Origin of the sequence: Acinetobacter sp. YH12236 (assembly GCF_013417645.1) — a bacterium.
Taxonomy (GTDB): domain Bacteria; phylum Pseudomonadota; class Gammaproteobacteria; order Pseudomonadales; family Moraxellaceae; genus Acinetobacter.
The window spans coordinates 55,440-68,971 of sequence record NZ_VPDM01000011.1; the positions used below are offsets into that span (position 1 = coordinate 55,440).

At 41.8% G+C, this 13,532-nt stretch carries 14 protein-coding genes; 5 read left to right on the forward strand and 9 right to left on the reverse strand.

Annotated elements, in window-relative coordinates; genetic code table 11:
* Nucleotides 1–112 precede the first annotated feature (112 nt).
* Nucleotides 113–1,324: a YeeE/YedE family protein gene (locus tag FTV14_RS06750; RefSeq protein ID WP_180053599.1), complete on the forward strand. Its 1,212-nt coding sequence runs from the start codon at nt 113–115 to the stop codon at nt 1,322–1,324.
* A 47-nt stretch (nt 1,325–1,371) separates the two neighbouring features.
* Here the strand turns inward: FTV14_RS06750 and FTV14_RS06755 are convergent, their stop codons facing one another.
* The 3 genes from FTV14_RS06755 to FTV14_RS06765 all read right to left on the reverse strand — a co-directional run bounded on the left by FTV14_RS06755 (nt 1,372) and on the right by FTV14_RS06765 (nt 3,982).
* Nucleotides 1,372–1,881 carry a hypothetical protein gene (locus FTV14_RS06755; protein ID WP_179993375.1) on the reverse strand — a complete coding sequence of 170 codons (510 nt, stop codon included), beginning with the start codon at nt 1,879–1,881 and terminating at the stop codon, nt 1,372–1,374.
* A 62-nt stretch (nt 1,882–1,943) separates the two neighbouring features.
* Nucleotides 1,944–2,723, reverse strand: coding sequence for a TIGR03915 family putative DNA repair protein (locus tag FTV14_RS06760; RefSeq protein WP_166135143.1), 780 nt, complete (start codon nt 2,721–2,723; stop codon nt 1,944–1,946).
* Nucleotides 2,723–3,982 (reverse strand): putative DNA modification/repair radical SAM protein, encoded by a 1,260-nt coding sequence (locus tag FTV14_RS06765; RefSeq protein WP_180053600.1) that lies wholly within the window; start codon nt 3,980–3,982, stop codon nt 2,723–2,725. The genes FTV14_RS06760 and FTV14_RS06765 overlap by 1 nt, the downstream gene beginning before the upstream one ends.
* Nucleotides 3,983–4,190: 208 nt before the next feature.
* Here FTV14_RS06765 and FTV14_RS06770 point away from each other — a divergent pair, with 208 nt between their 5' ends.
* Complete coding sequence (locus FTV14_RS06770) at nt 4,191–5,234, forward strand: nitronate monooxygenase family protein (RefSeq protein ID WP_180053601.1); 1,044 nt, start codon at nt 4,191–4,193, stop codon at nt 5,232–5,234.
* Between the two features lie 64 nt (nt 5,235–5,298).
* Here the strand turns inward: FTV14_RS06770 and FTV14_RS06775 are convergent, their stop codons facing one another.
* Together FTV14_RS06775 and dusB are read right to left on the reverse strand one after the other, a co-directional pair.
* Nucleotides 5,299–5,976: a hypothetical protein gene (locus FTV14_RS06775; protein ID WP_125279326.1), complete on the reverse strand. Its 678-nt coding sequence runs from the start codon at nt 5,974–5,976 to the stop codon at nt 5,299–5,301.
* Nucleotides 5,977–6,221: 245 nt separating this feature from the next.
* Nucleotides 6,222–7,238: a tRNA dihydrouridine synthase DusB gene (gene dusB / locus FTV14_RS06780; protein WP_180053602.1), complete on the reverse strand. Its 1,017-nt coding sequence runs from the start codon at nt 7,236–7,238 to the stop codon at nt 6,222–6,224.
* 80 nt (nt 7,239–7,318) lie between these two features.
* On the opposite strand from dusB, the gene FTV14_RS06785 reads away from it, so the two are divergent.
* Together FTV14_RS06785 and FTV14_RS06790 are read left to right on the forward strand one after the other, a co-directional pair.
* Nucleotides 7,319–8,524: a DUF1615 domain-containing protein gene (locus tag FTV14_RS06785; RefSeq protein WP_180053603.1), complete on the forward strand. Its 1,206-nt coding sequence runs from the start codon at nt 7,319–7,321 to the stop codon at nt 8,522–8,524.
* Entirely contained in the window at nt 8,491–9,156 is a 666-nt protein-coding gene (locus FTV14_RS06790) for an HAD family hydrolase (protein ID WP_180016644.1), read from the forward strand. Before FTV14_RS06785 ends, FTV14_RS06790 begins: the two co-directional genes overlap by 34 nt.
* Before the next feature lie 53 nt (nt 9,157–9,209).
* Here the strand turns inward: FTV14_RS06790 and FTV14_RS06795 are convergent, their stop codons facing one another.
* Nucleotides 9,210–10,304: an acyl-CoA desaturase gene (locus FTV14_RS06795; RefSeq protein WP_180053604.1), complete on the reverse strand. Its 1,095-nt coding sequence runs from the start codon at nt 10,302–10,304 to the stop codon at nt 9,210–9,212.
* A 14-nt stretch (nt 10,305–10,318) separates the two neighbouring features.
* On the reverse strand, nt 10,319–11,383 hold the full coding sequence (locus FTV14_RS06800) for a ferredoxin reductase (RefSeq protein WP_125279328.1): 1,065 nt from the start codon (nt 11,381–11,383) through the stop codon (nt 10,319–10,321).
* 153 nt (nt 11,384–11,536) lie between these two features.
* Between FTV14_RS06800 and fabR the strand changes: the two genes are divergently transcribed.
* Nucleotides 11,537–12,214, forward strand: a complete 678-nt coding sequence (fabR, locus tag FTV14_RS06805) for an HTH-type transcriptional repressor FabR (RefSeq protein WP_180053605.1) — start codon at nt 11,537–11,539, stop codon at nt 12,212–12,214.
* A 49-nt stretch (nt 12,215–12,263) separates the two neighbouring features.
* Here the strand turns inward: fabR and FTV14_RS06810 are convergent, their stop codons facing one another.
* The gene (locus FTV14_RS06810; protein WP_034702914.1) at nt 12,264–13,064 is read right to left on the reverse strand and encodes an alpha/beta fold hydrolase; all 801 of its coding nucleotides are present in this window, start codon (nt 13,062–13,064) and stop codon (nt 12,264–12,266) included.
* Between the two features lie 128 nt (nt 13,065–13,192).
* Nucleotides 13,193–13,459: a PAAR domain-containing protein gene (locus FTV14_RS06815; protein WP_180053606.1), complete on the reverse strand. Its 267-nt coding sequence runs from the start codon at nt 13,457–13,459 to the stop codon at nt 13,193–13,195.
* Between the last annotated feature and the right edge of the window lie 73 nt (nt 13,460–13,532).

The following is a 13,532-nucleotide window of genomic DNA, read 5'->3' on the forward strand; positions in this document are numbered from 1 at the left end:
AATTATTATCAGTTATCAGAATGTTTAATTAACTCTTAGAAGCCCTAGATCAGCCCATTTTAGTGAGAAATTACGTAATATACGCGACTTTATTTTTAAAACTTGATCTCCCATGTCTGTTATTGCTGCGTCTTCCCAGCGATCGAATCTCTCGGTCTTGGTGGCTTTTATTTTACTTGTATTAGGAACTGTCGGTGCCTATCACATCGTAGGTCTGAACCAGGATCTATTATTTCTGGTGGGTGGTGCACTGGGTATGACCTTGTATCATGCCTCGTTTGGTTTTACCTCCAGCTGGCGTGTCTTTATTAAAGAACGTCGTGGTCGTGGCTTACGTGCCCAAATGATCATGCTGGGTCTTGCTGTATTGCTATTTTTCCCTGCTTTAGGCGCAGGTGAACTGTTCGGTAATCCAGTTCAAGGCTTTGTCAGTCCGGTTTCGCTTTCTGTGGTAATCGGGGCATTTATTTTCGGGATTGGGATGCAGCTCGGTGGCGGTTGTGCATCAGGCACACTTTATACCGTTGGTGGTGGTAGTGCCCGTATGCTGGTAACCCTGTTCTTCTTCTGTGCCGGCTCACTGATTGCGACTTCGCATATTGACTGGTGGTTTAACCTACCTCATTTCGCACCTATCTCTATTGTAGAAAGTTTTGGTGTCATTCCTGCACTCATTTTGAGCTTTATCATTTTTGCAGTTATTGCTGCTGTAACTATCTTTTTTGAAAAGAAACGTCATGGCAATTTAGAAGTTGAACCTCAAAGCCAGCATCAGGGCTGGAAACGCTTTTTGCGTGGTCCATGGCCATTAATCTGGGGCGGAATCATTTTAACCCTGCTTAACTTTGCTACTTTGGCGCTGGCTGGTCGTCCATGGGGGGTTACTTCTGCCCTTGCTGTCTGGGCCGCGAAATCTGCAAGTTTTGTTGGAATTGATGTAGCCTCTTGGGCGTATTGGCAGCAACCAGCAAATGCCAAAGCCTTATCTGAATCGCTCTGGTTCGATATTACGTCTATGATGAACTTTGGCATCATGCTTGGTGCATTATTGGCCGCCAGTCTGGCAGGTAAATTTGCTCCAAACTTCAATATTCCAAAACGTTCATTGGTTGCTGCAGTTATTGGCGGTTTGATGCTTGGCTACGGCGCTCGTCTGGCTTATGGCTGTAATATCGGGGCCTATTTTAGTGGTATTGCTTCAGGCAGCGTACATGGCTGGTTATGGCTGGTCTTCGCATTCCTTGGAAATGGTATGGGTGTAAAACTTCGTCCAATTTTCTTCCCCGGTGAGAAACCTCAACCAGAAAAATTAACTGGTTGCTAAATAAAAAAGCCCATCTTTGCGATGGGCTTTTTTATTTAGCTTACTACTTATAACGCAGCTTTTAGATTACAACCATAATTCATGGTTTGTTGAACCTGACGATAAGCCGTATAACGGTCCAGAATAAAAGTATAGAACTGATCGCTAGATGCAAAATTGGATTTCAGGTCTTCATTCTCGGCTTTAGGCAATTGAATTTCGTCGACCAGATTCAGATTATAATGCCCCAAGCGATACATCTCAGCAAAATAACCATTCATCATGTCACAATAGGCCACTTTACTGGATTTTAGCGCAGTCCGGCTGACAGGATGCTGATTCAAGGTTTGCAGGTTATTCACATCCAAAGGCAACTGATGAGAAAAGGCAATGCTTTCTACTTTTTTAAATTGCTGAAAGTCCTGTGCCAACTTACTGTTTAGATCATCAAAACGTTGCTGTAATTCCTGTGCACTTTTAACCTGATATTTACCCGGATCTACTGCTATTTTCTGTTGCTCTGCTGAACATGCAGCCAATCCAGTTACCATAGCTAATGATGCCAGCCATACCTTCATATCTATACACTCGATCTAAATATTAGCTGTCATTATGCCTTAAACTTGGGCGAAGATTTTATTTAAAGTACTTTCTCATTCATATAACGCCAGTAGCGTTTAGGTACATACTGGATATGCAGCTTCATATTTTGTCGTGCCTGAATATTCACGCTTTTAAAATAATCTTTCCAAAGCTGATCATAGAGTACTTCTTCATCATCCAGTTCAATGCTAAAAGACTGACTATGTCCAATCCGGATTTGTGGATCAACTATTTCTGCATTCATCTCTATCTGGTGCACATCATTTAAATCGTAATAGATGCCGTACTGGCGCTGCTCATCATAAATTAGCCAACGCTGGTCTTGGTAACGTTCCTTAAAATGTCGGGAAATAATCGGCAGTACATTAAAATCCGGTTTGACCAGACTGAGAAACAATCCATCTTTGGCCTTTTTGAAGCGGACAAAAGCTTCCATACGATGCTTTTCACGCCCGACCTGTTTCATCCATTGTGACATTCCGATGACTGCATGATGGCCATAATCTTTATCAACCGGCCGCTGATTTTGGAATACATAGACCGCAAAATCGAACAGGTTCTGAAATGCCTGTTCTTTTTCAGAAAGAAAAGCATAATAAAAGGCTTTTAAACTACTGGATGATATTTTCTGTTTTAAGCCTTGCCAGACCCGCTGCCCATGACTTTCATTCGAGGCCACATGAATAAAATCATCGAATAGGCCATTTTGGGCCTGCGGATTAGCCGTCACTTTGACATCAAACTCTTTAAATTCAAAAGCCCGAAATACACAGCTTAATAAACCGGTCATGGTGCCATCAAAACAGTAGTGTGCCATCAGAAACCAAATCCTAGTTGAGGTGACAGTTGCTGCTGATATTTGGACTGACCCGCTTGTAAAATCTGCTGGCGAATCTGCTGGGATTGCTGCTCCTTTTTAAATTTCGGTGTATCTGCACAGCGAATAAAATGCTGCGCCCGGTTATACGCCACGCCCATCCGTTTTAGTTGATCGATATGAATCTGACCAAAACGGCGTGCCTGTACAATCTTTTTGGCAGAACGTACTCCAATGCCAGGCACGCGTAATATTATCTTGTAGTCGGCTCGGTTAATATCAACCGGGAAGGCCTCCGGATGGCGTAAAGCCCAGCTCAGTTTTGGATCAATATCCAGATCCAGATTTGGATGCTGGTCATCCACAATTTCATCTGCTTCAAAACCATAAAAGCGCATCAGCCAGTCAGACTGATATAGACGATTTTCTCTTAATAAGGGTGGCGCTGAGCCGATTGCAGGTAAGGCTTTTTCTTCGGGATTAATCGGAATATAGCCAGAAAAATACACGCGTTTCAGCTTAAATTCCTTGTAGTGCCGATCAGCCATCAAAATAATATCTTTGTCCGTTTCACTATGCGCACCGACCACCATTTGCGTGGTCTGTCCTGCGGGAACAAATTTGGGAACGGATTTGATGATCTTACGTTCATCTTTCAACTGGATTAAGCGATCCCGTACAATTCCCAGATCTTTTTGCACTTCTGTATGGGTTTTCTCTGGAGCAAACTTTTGCAAGCCTGCTTCGGTTGGCATTTCCAGGTTGATACTCATCCGGTCGACATATAAACCCGCTTCAGTAATGATCTCCTGCGATGCTCCGGGAATGGTTTTGAGATGAATATAACCATTAAAATTTTCTTCCAGACGCAGCTTTTTCACCACCTGCAACATCCGCTCCATGGTGTAATCTGCTGATTTAAAAATTCCCGAACTTAAAAACAGCCCTTCAATATAATTACGGCGATAAAAATTCATGGTCAGATCGACCACTTCCTGCACGGTAAATGCAGCACGTTTTACGTCATTGGAACGACGAGAGACACAATAGGCACAGTCAAAAATGCAGACATTGGAAAACAGTATTTTTAGTAATGAGACACAGCGACCATCTTCGGTATAGCTATGACAGATTCCGTTTCCGGTATTACCCAGGCCTTTGTCTTTATTTTTACGGTTACTGCCACTCGATGAACAGGACACATCATATTTGGCAGCATCAGCTAAAATTTGTAGTTTTTCTCGGATACGTTCAGACATGATTTCAGCAAGTTGTTGGCTAAAAACCTATTATAAATTTTCCCCGCTATACACTATAGCTTTCCAGTCTTTGTGGCGACATCTCATGTCGTAAGAAATGTAATTGAACCGTTATCCATACAGCATTATTTCAAAATAAAATAACCAATATGATTTGCTTAATTTTGCGGCTATAGGCAAAGTAGATAGAGTAACAGGGAGCAAATCTATGTCTTTATTAGAAAAACTCGGAATAAAACATCCTATTTTCTTGGCCCCTATGGCAGGCGTTTCGACACCTGAACTGGCAGCGGAAGTTTCAAATCAGGGTGGTCTGGGTTCGCTGGGCTTGGGAGCCAGCAGCGTAGAGTCTGCGCGCCAGCAGATTTTAAAAACTCAGGAACTTACAGATTGTCCGTTTCAGGTTAACTTTTTCTGTCATGACAGTCAGCCTCTTGATGAAAACGTAGCCCAAGCCTGGATTGACCAGTTTAAAGATAAATTTGCTGAATACGGAATTAATCCACCCACTCAATTACACTGTATTTACCCAAGTTTTAAAGACAATGATGATTTCTTGAATCTGGTTCTAGAAACCAGACCATGTGCGGTCAGCTTTCATTTTGGCATTCCTCTCCCGCATCAGGTTCAGGCCTTAAAAGATGCCGGTATTCTGACGATGGTATCTGCCACCAATTTTGCTGAGGCCAAAGCCATTCAAGAGGCAGGGATTGATATCATCATTGCTCAAGGCATTGAGGCTGGAGGTCACCGGGGTATCTTTAGTACCAAGTTTGATGCCTCAGTCAAAACCTCTAATCTGGTCAAGTTGATGAAACAGCATTTTTCACTGCCGGTGGTTGCTGCAGGCGGAATCATGAATGGTGAACAAGCCCGTCAGATGATGGACTTTGGCGCTGAAGCAGTGCAATTGGGCACAGCATTTGTTCAATGCAAATCTTCCAATGCCAATGACGCCTATCGTAAAGCGCTACTGTCCAAGCCGCTAACTCAAGTTAGTGCCAGCATTTCCGGCCGTCCAGCGCGTGGCATCATTAATCACTGGCACATAGACGTAGACACGCCTAATCGTCTGGATGTACCTGCCTATCCATATACTTATGATCTGGCCAAGCAGTTACATGCAGCAGCGTCCAAACATGGTGATCAGGGTTATGGCGCATTTTGGGCAGGTTCAAATGTGACGCAAATTCGTGAGATGGAAGCTTCTGATTTAATTAATCAGTTAGTGCTGGAAATGAAACAAAAATAAAGCAAAATTTAATTTTAGAACATAAAAAAACCTCTCCAAAGAGAGGTTTTTTTATATCGTTCTTTTAACGAGTCATACGATGCCAAGCATCTTTGATCGCAAATTTTGCTTCTTCCCAATTCAAACGAGATTCACCTTTTACCTGTTCCCATTTGGTTCGTAATTCAGGTTCGGCATGTTCGAAGTCAGTTTGACGGTCATATAGCGGACGGTTTTCATAACCAACCCGATAAGCACCACGATAGTCACGATCATAGTCGAGATCGCTGTAAGTAGTGCGTGATTCCGTATAATACGGACGGTTGGTATGCTCAGTTCTCCAGTAATCATCTTCCTGCTTAATCGTGTCCGGATGCTGATAATTATCTGCCTCTGGATGATTTTCTGGATGCTCATAGTTATCCGTCTGTTTCGGATGATCAGGTGAAGCAATATCATTCCCTGCAATACCGCCTACAACACCGCCAATGATACCGCCTACTACTGCCCCTGGAGGACCACCTACCAGACCGGCAGTCGCTCCAACTGCTGCCCCGCCTAAAGTACCTGCACTGGTAGCAAGTACATTATCCTCACCTTCATTCATATCTGGTACACGAGGATTATCTTTTTGAGGTGAATTCAAATCTGGTCGAGCACTGGCATCTGTTGCATCTTGATTTAATGCGTCACTACGTTCCTCTGGTAATTCAGTCGAGGTTTTATTGCCAAAGTCTGTAACTGGACGATTGGTATTTGTCATTATAGATCTCCCTTGATCATGAGAATGAACAAGATTGAATAAACATCTTGCCATGCTAGAAATTCAGCTTAGAGCAATTTCACGTAAACAATGTCCATATCCTGTCCAGTTTCAGTGAACTTAATATGCGGCTATGTTCACTACAGTCTTTAATGTAACGGAAGCATATAAAATTTTAGCTATAAGATAAAAAAGGTACTGTATTTACTACAGTACCTTTTAGAAGAACTAGGAAATCTCTCTTTTTATTTGGTTTCTAGCAGATTCACCTGTACATCGCTCATGATATGTCCATGTTCCAGTAATCCATTAAAATAGTTTTCCACCACTTTATATTGATCGGCAGTGTTTTCTACTTGATACATATTTTGACGGAATTCATTACTCGAACGTAGTCCTTTGGTATACCAGGCAATATGCTTACGCGAAATACGGCAACCTGAATATTCACCATAAAATTCATAAAGCTCAGATAGATGTCCTAATAACACATCTTTCACTTCAGCAATACTTGGCGCAGCAAGATGCTCTCCAGTTTCTAAATAATGTGCAATTTCACGAAAAATCCAGGGACGTCCTTGTGCAGCACGGCCAATCATGATGGCATCTGCACCTGTATAGTCCAGTACATATTTGGCTTTCTCAGGGCTATCAATATCTCCGTTCGCAATCACGGGAATACTCAACATCCCTTTCACTTCCTTGATTAAGGAGTAACGTGCCGTATTGAGGTACATATCTTCACGAGTACGACCATGTAATGCCAGCGCTGCAATCCCCGCGTCTTCAGCACGTTTTGCAACTCGTAGGATATTTTCATGACCGTTGAGATAGCCCAAACGGGTTTTTAAAGTCACAGGAACATCAACTGCAGCAACGACTGCGTCTAAAATACGTGCGACCAGATCTTCATCCTTTAACAAGGCAGAACCGGCCAGCTTATTACAGACTTTCTTGGCGGGGCATCCCATATTGATATCAACAATTTGTGCCCCATTTGCGACCTGATAACGTGCTGCCTCAGCTAAGTCATGCGGATCAGAACCAGCAATCTGTGCTGAGATTGGTGCCAGCTCACCATCAAAATTCGCCCGATATAAGCTTTTTTTACTCATGCGCAAGGTCTTGTCAGAAGTCATCATTTCACTGACTGCATGACCTGCGCCAAAGTACTTGCATAAGGTTCTAAATGGACGATCGGTGACACCTGCCATAGGAGCGACAATCAAATTATTTGACAGTTGATAGGGACCAATATACATATAAATTCATCACTTTTCTGATGGGCATAGTATACTGCATCTGCCTTGTTCACTCATCTTTTCAATTTATTTACGACACCATGAACAAATATTTTGCTCAAGTTTTTTCTCTTAAGTCCGTATCCATACTTGCTTTATCTATTAGCCTTGTAGGGTGTGGCAATGGTTCATGGTGGTCAAATGATGAACCAACTCTTGAAGTTGAACATATTCGTAAAGCCATTCCAGGTCGTGTCAGCCAGCGTGAATCCTGGGCACAAGATATTTATGACATCACTGACCAGCTCGGTATTCCACAAACCAAAGAGAATATCTGTTCAATCGTGGCAGTTGTCGATCAGGAATCTAACTTTAATGCAGACCCGGTAGTTCCTGGTCTTGGTGAAAAAGCCGTTAAAGAAGTTCAGGAACGTCTGGAAGAAAAATTTAAAGATAAACTTGGTGAAAGTATCGGTGGAACAGTTGCAGGATATTTCCAGGACGTACTTAAAAATCATCCAAGTCCAGAAGACAATTATCTCAGCCAGATGCGCCGGGTTAAAACTGAACGTCAGTTAGATGAACTTTATCGTGAAATCTTTGATTACATGGCCAAACATTATCATGTAAGTGCACTGACAGGTGCAGCCAAACTATTTGGACAAAATATTGGCGAAAAAATGAATCCGATTACAACTTTGGGTTCCATGCAGGTTCATATCAGCTATGCCAAGGAATATAAACGTCAAGGGGGCAGTATTGCTGATTTGCGTAGTGACCTGTATAGCCAGTATGGTGGACTGTATTATGGGATTCATCGATTGATGATGTACCCTGCGGATTATGAAAAACCGATTTATCGTTTTGCTGATTATAACTCTGGGATGTATTCCAGCCGTAATGCAGCATTCCAGAGCATGTTAAATAGCTTAACCGATGCCGAATTGAGCCTGGATGGCGATTTACTACTATATACTAAAGATGGCGCGATTCGCTCACAAAAGAGTCAATCTGAACGAGAGCTCATCAGCGTTTTTGCAAAAAATAATTTTATTATTACTGAACGTCAGATTCGGGCGGATTTAAAAAAAGAAAAAGTTAAAGATTTTGAAGATACTATGACTTATCGTGGCATCAGTAAACTTTATCAAGAAAAAACCGGTAAAGAGCCAATTTATGCAATGATGCCAGAAGTCGTGATCTCAGGCCCAAAATTGAGTCGTGAGTATAATACTAACTGGTTTGCCAGCCGTGTCGATGGTCGTTATCAAACATGCATGCGCCGCATCAAAAACATAAAACTCTAGCCTTATTTGATTTTGATGGAACCCTGTATCCTTATGACAGTTTTACAGGGTTCATTTTCTATGCTTTAAAGAAAAGGCAGATTTTAAAACGTGGCATTCGTATTCTGCCTTGGATTCAGGCTTACTATCTTAAGCTCTATCCTGCTCATGCAATGCGCCCAAAGCTGTATTACACCATGTTCAAAAATAGTCATGCGCATGAAATTCAGCAGCTTGCCGAAGAATATGCACAGCAGCTTGTTTTAAGATTAAATCCCAAGCTATTAAAGCAACTTAGACAACATCAGCAACTCGGGCATCAAGTCGTTCTCGTTTCTGCTTCACTGGATTTATATTTAAAACCGGTTTGTACTTATTTAGGCATTGACCTGATTTGTAGTGAAGTAGAAATTCTGACAGGCAAAATGACAGGTTTATACAACACACCTGATTGTAGTAAGGATCAGAAGAAAAGTAGAATCTTGGAAAAATATAATTTAGAAGATTATGCTGAAATTTATGCTTATGGAAATAGCGAAGAAGATGAGGCAATGTTATGCCTTGCACAGTATGCTTATCTGGAAGGACGAGATAAAGTACTTCCACTACTTGAAATGAATTTACCCGAGTCTGAGCTTAAAATAATTAATTAAACTGAGAATAATAAAAAACCGCTATGAATAGCGGTTTTTTATTGAAATCCATCTTACTTCTTAAACGGAAAAGCATATTTCACAATACGTTTAATTACGCTGCCATACTGTTTTACCAGACTGGCATTGTTATAGTTCAGACCATATTTTTTACATACCGCTTCTACCTTTGGCGCCATTTGACGATAACGGCGTGCAGGCACATCTGGATATAAGTGATGTTCAATCTGATGGCTTAAATGTCCAGTCAAAATATGAAACGCATCAGAACCAGTCAAGTTTGAAGAACCACGAATCTGGCGCATATACCAGTGACCCCGACTTTCATTTTCCATCACAGCTTTCGGAAACACTTCTACATCTTTAGTAAAGTGACCACAGAAAATAATACTGAAAGTCCAGATATTACGAAGGCCATTTGCCACCAGGTTACCTGTCAATACCGGTAATGCTGCAGGACCTGCAATCAACGGGAAGAATACATAATCTTTGAATAATTGCTTGCCAATTTTACGCTGCATTGGCTTCCATTCTTCAAGAGTTTGTTCTTTGGTTTTACGGCCTTTGAAGTATTTACCCAATTCAAGGTTTTGAATGGCTACGCCCCACTGGAATAACAAGCAAAATGGAATACTGTAAATTGGCTGTAATAAATAACCTGGTTTCCAGCGTTGCTCAGGGAACAAACGCAACAAGCCATAACCAATATCATCATCCATGCCTTTAATGTTAGTATAAGTATGATGCTTGAAGTTATGGGTTTGACGCCAGTTGTCTGAAGTTCCGACAATATCCCACTCGTAAGTCTGGCCATTGAGCTTCGGATCATTCATCCAGTCATATTGACCGTGCATGACATTATGACCCAATTCCATATTTTCCATGATTTTGGCAAAGCCTAATAAGCCTGTACCCAGCAACCATGCTGGCGGGAACCAGCCTGCGAATAATAAGGCACGACCTGCAATCGATGAATAACGGATGCTCGAATATACGCGACGGATATATTTGGCATCTTTTTCACCTAAATCATCCAGCACTTCCTGTTTGATGGCATCAAGCTCACGTGCAAGTTCATCTAGCTCAGACTGGGTCAGTTCACGGTTTTTAGGATTTTTAAAATACTGTAATTTTACTGGCATATTCATAGGATAAAACTCGCTTATAAGTCGATGACAAGGTCAGTCTGCGCTGAGTTAACACAAATTTTTAAAAGATTACCCGGCTCGGTATTTTGTGCGCCATTGACCAGATTCTTGGTTGAACCTTCCGCTTTATTACAGGCACATTTATTACAGATGCCCATACGACAGCCATGGGTCGGTCGGATATTCTGTTGTTCCAGACTCACCAGAATCGACTGGCCTTTAGGAATCGTGACGATTTTTTTCGATTGAGTCAGGGTTACATTGACAAAACCGGTATCAGCTTCATCATTCAGACTCATGCTGAACGCTTCACTTTTGAACAGTTTCGCTGAAGCAAACAGTCGTTCTGCAGTCGCAACAAAACCTGATGGTCCACATGCATAGACTGTACTTTGTTCCAATGCTTGCAATTGGTCTAGATAAGATTCATCAAGACGCGGCGCAGCCGGTTGTTCCTGAGTTGCAAATACCTGATAAGAAAAGTTTGAAAACTTTTGTGCCAGCTCTTCAAAACGTGCAATGAAAGCAGCATCCTGGTTTTTCTTAACCCAGTACCATAAAGTTACTGGTGCAACCAGTTCAGCTTTATCTTTTAAAGCTTCCAGCATACTCAGCATTGGGGTGATACCACTACCCGCAGCAAGCAAAAGCAATGGGCTGTCCTGTTCTGGCAAAGTCATGTCACCGAAAGGCTGACCGAATTCAATGATATCGCCGACTTCAGCCTGTTCAGCAAACCAGGTAGTAACTTTACCCGCATTCACTTTTTTAACCGTCAATAAAATATGCTGCTGATCAATACGGGTCAGACTATAGCTACGTTCATAACGAATGCCGTTCACCACCACAAATACAGGATGATGCTGGCCCGCCTGACCGAACTGGAATAAATGATTGACACGAATCGTCAGGCTCAGCATATCCTGCGCAGCATGTTCTTTGCGCACAATCTTGCCTAAGGGCTGATTCATTGACCATAAAGGATTTAATTTCTGCATCCAGAAATTAATCGCATATGGATCAATCACACTCTCTTTCAGCGTATTTAATGGCGTTTTAAGCTTTTCGAGTACAGGCATCGTTTTAGACATCACCTTGGATTTTTAATTATTATACACTTGTATATATATTTGTATATACATTTGTATTGTTTCTAATCATTTCACAAGCTGGACTGCCTTCGTTATAATGTGTTAATGCCTTTTACTAATCACCTCATGAATGAGCCTTCAATGAAAATAAGCAGTGACGCGTCTTTACCATCGAAAAGCATTGATGAGCCCATTATTGTCCGTAGTGTGGGCCGTAAAGCGACCATTACCAAGGAAGAACTGTTCCAGGCTGCTTTAAACCTGATCGGACCACAAAAAAGTATTTCATCTTTAAGCTTGCGTGAAGTTGCTCGTGAGGCTGGAATTGCTCCGAACAGTTTTTATCGTCATTTTAAAGATATCGATGAACTGGCGATTGAGCTGATTGATCGTGCCGGGATTGTGCTGCGTCAGATTCTCAATGAATCCCGCTTAAAAGCATCGAAACAGAACAGTATTATCCGTAGTTCTGTCGAAGTCTTTATTGCCCAGCTGGATGCTGATGAAGGCAATTTGAGCCTGTTGTTACGTGAAGGTTATACAGGTTCCAAATCTTATAAACAGGCCGTCGAACGCCAATTGAATTATTTCCAGCAGGAGCTTCAGGAAGACCTGATCCGCCTGGAACGACTAAATAATAAAAAATTATTTCATCCCGAGATTGCGGCTAGAGCGATTACCCAACTGGTATTTAATATGGGTGCCAACGTGATCGATATGGCACCTGAAAACCGTAAGGAAATTGCGGAACAGACCATGATCATGATCCGCATGATTCTGGAAGGTGCCCGTCATCTGGATCAATCCCAAATCCGTTAAGCTAACTGTAAAAAAAAAGACTCTTAGTGAGTCTTTTTTATTACCAAGATTAAAGCTTATTCAATCTGGCTTTAACATGGTTTGCCGTCATTTCCGGATGCTCTAGTGGAAACATATGTCCGCCCTGCACCACCGAATAATGAATTTGGTAAACCTTATGCATGCCTTGTGGTAAACCTTGCTGATAAAACTGGCTGCGCTCTGCTGTGATTAAATGTATCGGAACCTGGGGTGGTTTTCTTGGTGTACGCCACCACCAAGCCGGTACAGTCCGGAAAATTTCTGCCTCAATCTGTTTGGGAATGGCTAAAGTTACCCCTCCACGCTCTTGATCAGGCACAATCCCGCTTTCGATATAATCCTGAAAACATTGCTCATCAAAATGCTTAAACAGACGATTCGATCTCAGCGCTTCAACGGCGTCCTGTTTAGATGGCCAGTAATCTTTACGTTTTAGGGTAATACCTGCCGGAGTGAAACGGTCAATACTTTTTAAGTTGAGCTTTTTCACGACTTCAAACAGTGCACTGTTTTTACCAATCACGAAAGGTGGATCCATGATCACCAGTTTGGAAAATAAATCCGGACGTTGATAGGCTGCCATTAAAGTTATCAAACCACCAAATGAATGTCCCAGCCCAATCACCTTTTGATCCGGAGATTGCTGCTGGATATCCTGTATCACTTCATTTACTAGATAACGCCAGTCTTTGGTAATTGGATAGGCTGGATTCATCCCGATCAGCGGAATTGCCTTGACCTGATATTCATCCTGAAAATAATTTAAAAACTTGCGATAGCTTGCCGATGGAATGCCATTGGCATGAGTAAAATGCAAAACCTGTTTCATTATTTTCTTTGATCATTTCTTTATAAAGTCTGAAAGAAGCTTAATATTGAAATGCAAAATTATACAGAACCAAATTCACCAATCTATGACCTTTAAGTCACTCCTGGCTTACATCGGCATATGGTTCGTTATTTTTTAGAAATAGCCAGATTTTGCATCAGTAAAAAAGTGGCTCCACAACTGACTTTATCTCCAGCAATGATTACAGCCCTACCTTTGACTATTGTAGATAAATCACTAGCAATAGCTGTCACGGTAGTTTGGCACTTGGGACAGTAATGCTTCATGCCATTCAGATGCACCGCCATGCCATTAATTAAAAAAGAGTTTTCACATTCAGTGACCATACCGCCATGGCTGGTTTTCGCGCCAATAGTGATCAATGCTTTGGACATGATATTTTATTTCTTATTCTTAGAGGTGCTGATTTTAAACAATACAGAAAATATCAGCTAGCACAGCCCGACC

What these genes read in the sequence shown, in the direction of transcription:
- FTV14_RS06750 (WP_180053599.1), top strand. Translation starts at nt 113, where the DNA reads ATGTCTGTTATTGCTGCGTCTTCCCAGCGATCGAATCTCTCGGTCTTG.
- FTV14_RS06755 (WP_179993375.1), bottom strand. Translation starts at nt 1,881, where the DNA reads ATGAAGGTATGGCTGGCATCATTAGCTATGGTAACTGGATTGGCTGCA.
- FTV14_RS06760 (WP_166135143.1), bottom strand. Translation starts at nt 2,723, where the DNA reads ATGGCACACTACTGTTTTGATGGCACCATGACCGGTTTATTAAGCTGT.
- FTV14_RS06765 (WP_180053600.1), bottom strand. Translation starts at nt 3,982, where the DNA reads ATGTCTGAACGTATCCGAGAAAAACTACAAATTTTAGCTGATGCTGCC.
- FTV14_RS06770 (WP_180053601.1), top strand. Translation starts at nt 4,191, where the DNA reads ATGTCTTTATTAGAAAAACTCGGAATAAAACATCCTATTTTCTTGGCC.
- FTV14_RS06775 (WP_125279326.1), bottom strand. Translation starts at nt 5,976, where the DNA reads ATGACAAATACCAATCGTCCAGTTACAGACTTTGGCAATAAAACCTCG.
- dusB (WP_180053602.1), bottom strand. Translation starts at nt 7,238, where the DNA reads ATGTATATTGGTCCCTATCAACTGTCAAATAATTTGATTGTCGCTCCT.
- FTV14_RS06785 (WP_180053603.1), top strand. Translation starts at nt 7,319, where the DNA reads ATGAACAAATATTTTGCTCAAGTTTTTTCTCTTAAGTCCGTATCCATA.
- FTV14_RS06790 (WP_180016644.1), top strand. Translation starts at nt 8,491, where the DNA reads ATGCATGCGCCGCATCAAAAACATAAAACTCTAGCCTTATTTGATTTT.
- FTV14_RS06795 (WP_180053604.1), bottom strand. Translation starts at nt 10,304, where the DNA reads ATGAATATGCCAGTAAAATTACAGTATTTTAAAAATCCTAAAAACCGT.
- FTV14_RS06800 (WP_125279328.1), bottom strand. Translation starts at nt 11,383, where the DNA reads ATGCCTGTACTCGAAAAGCTTAAAACGCCATTAAATACGCTGAAAGAG.
- fabR (WP_180053605.1), top strand. Translation starts at nt 11,537, where the DNA reads ATGAAAATAAGCAGTGACGCGTCTTTACCATCGAAAAGCATTGATGAG.
- FTV14_RS06810 (WP_034702914.1), bottom strand. Translation starts at nt 13,064, where the DNA reads ATGAAACAGGTTTTGCATTTTACTCATGCCAATGGCATTCCATCGGCA.
- FTV14_RS06815 (WP_180053606.1), bottom strand. Translation starts at nt 13,459, where the DNA reads ATGTCCAAAGCATTGATCACTATTGGCGCGAAAACCAGCCATGGCGGT.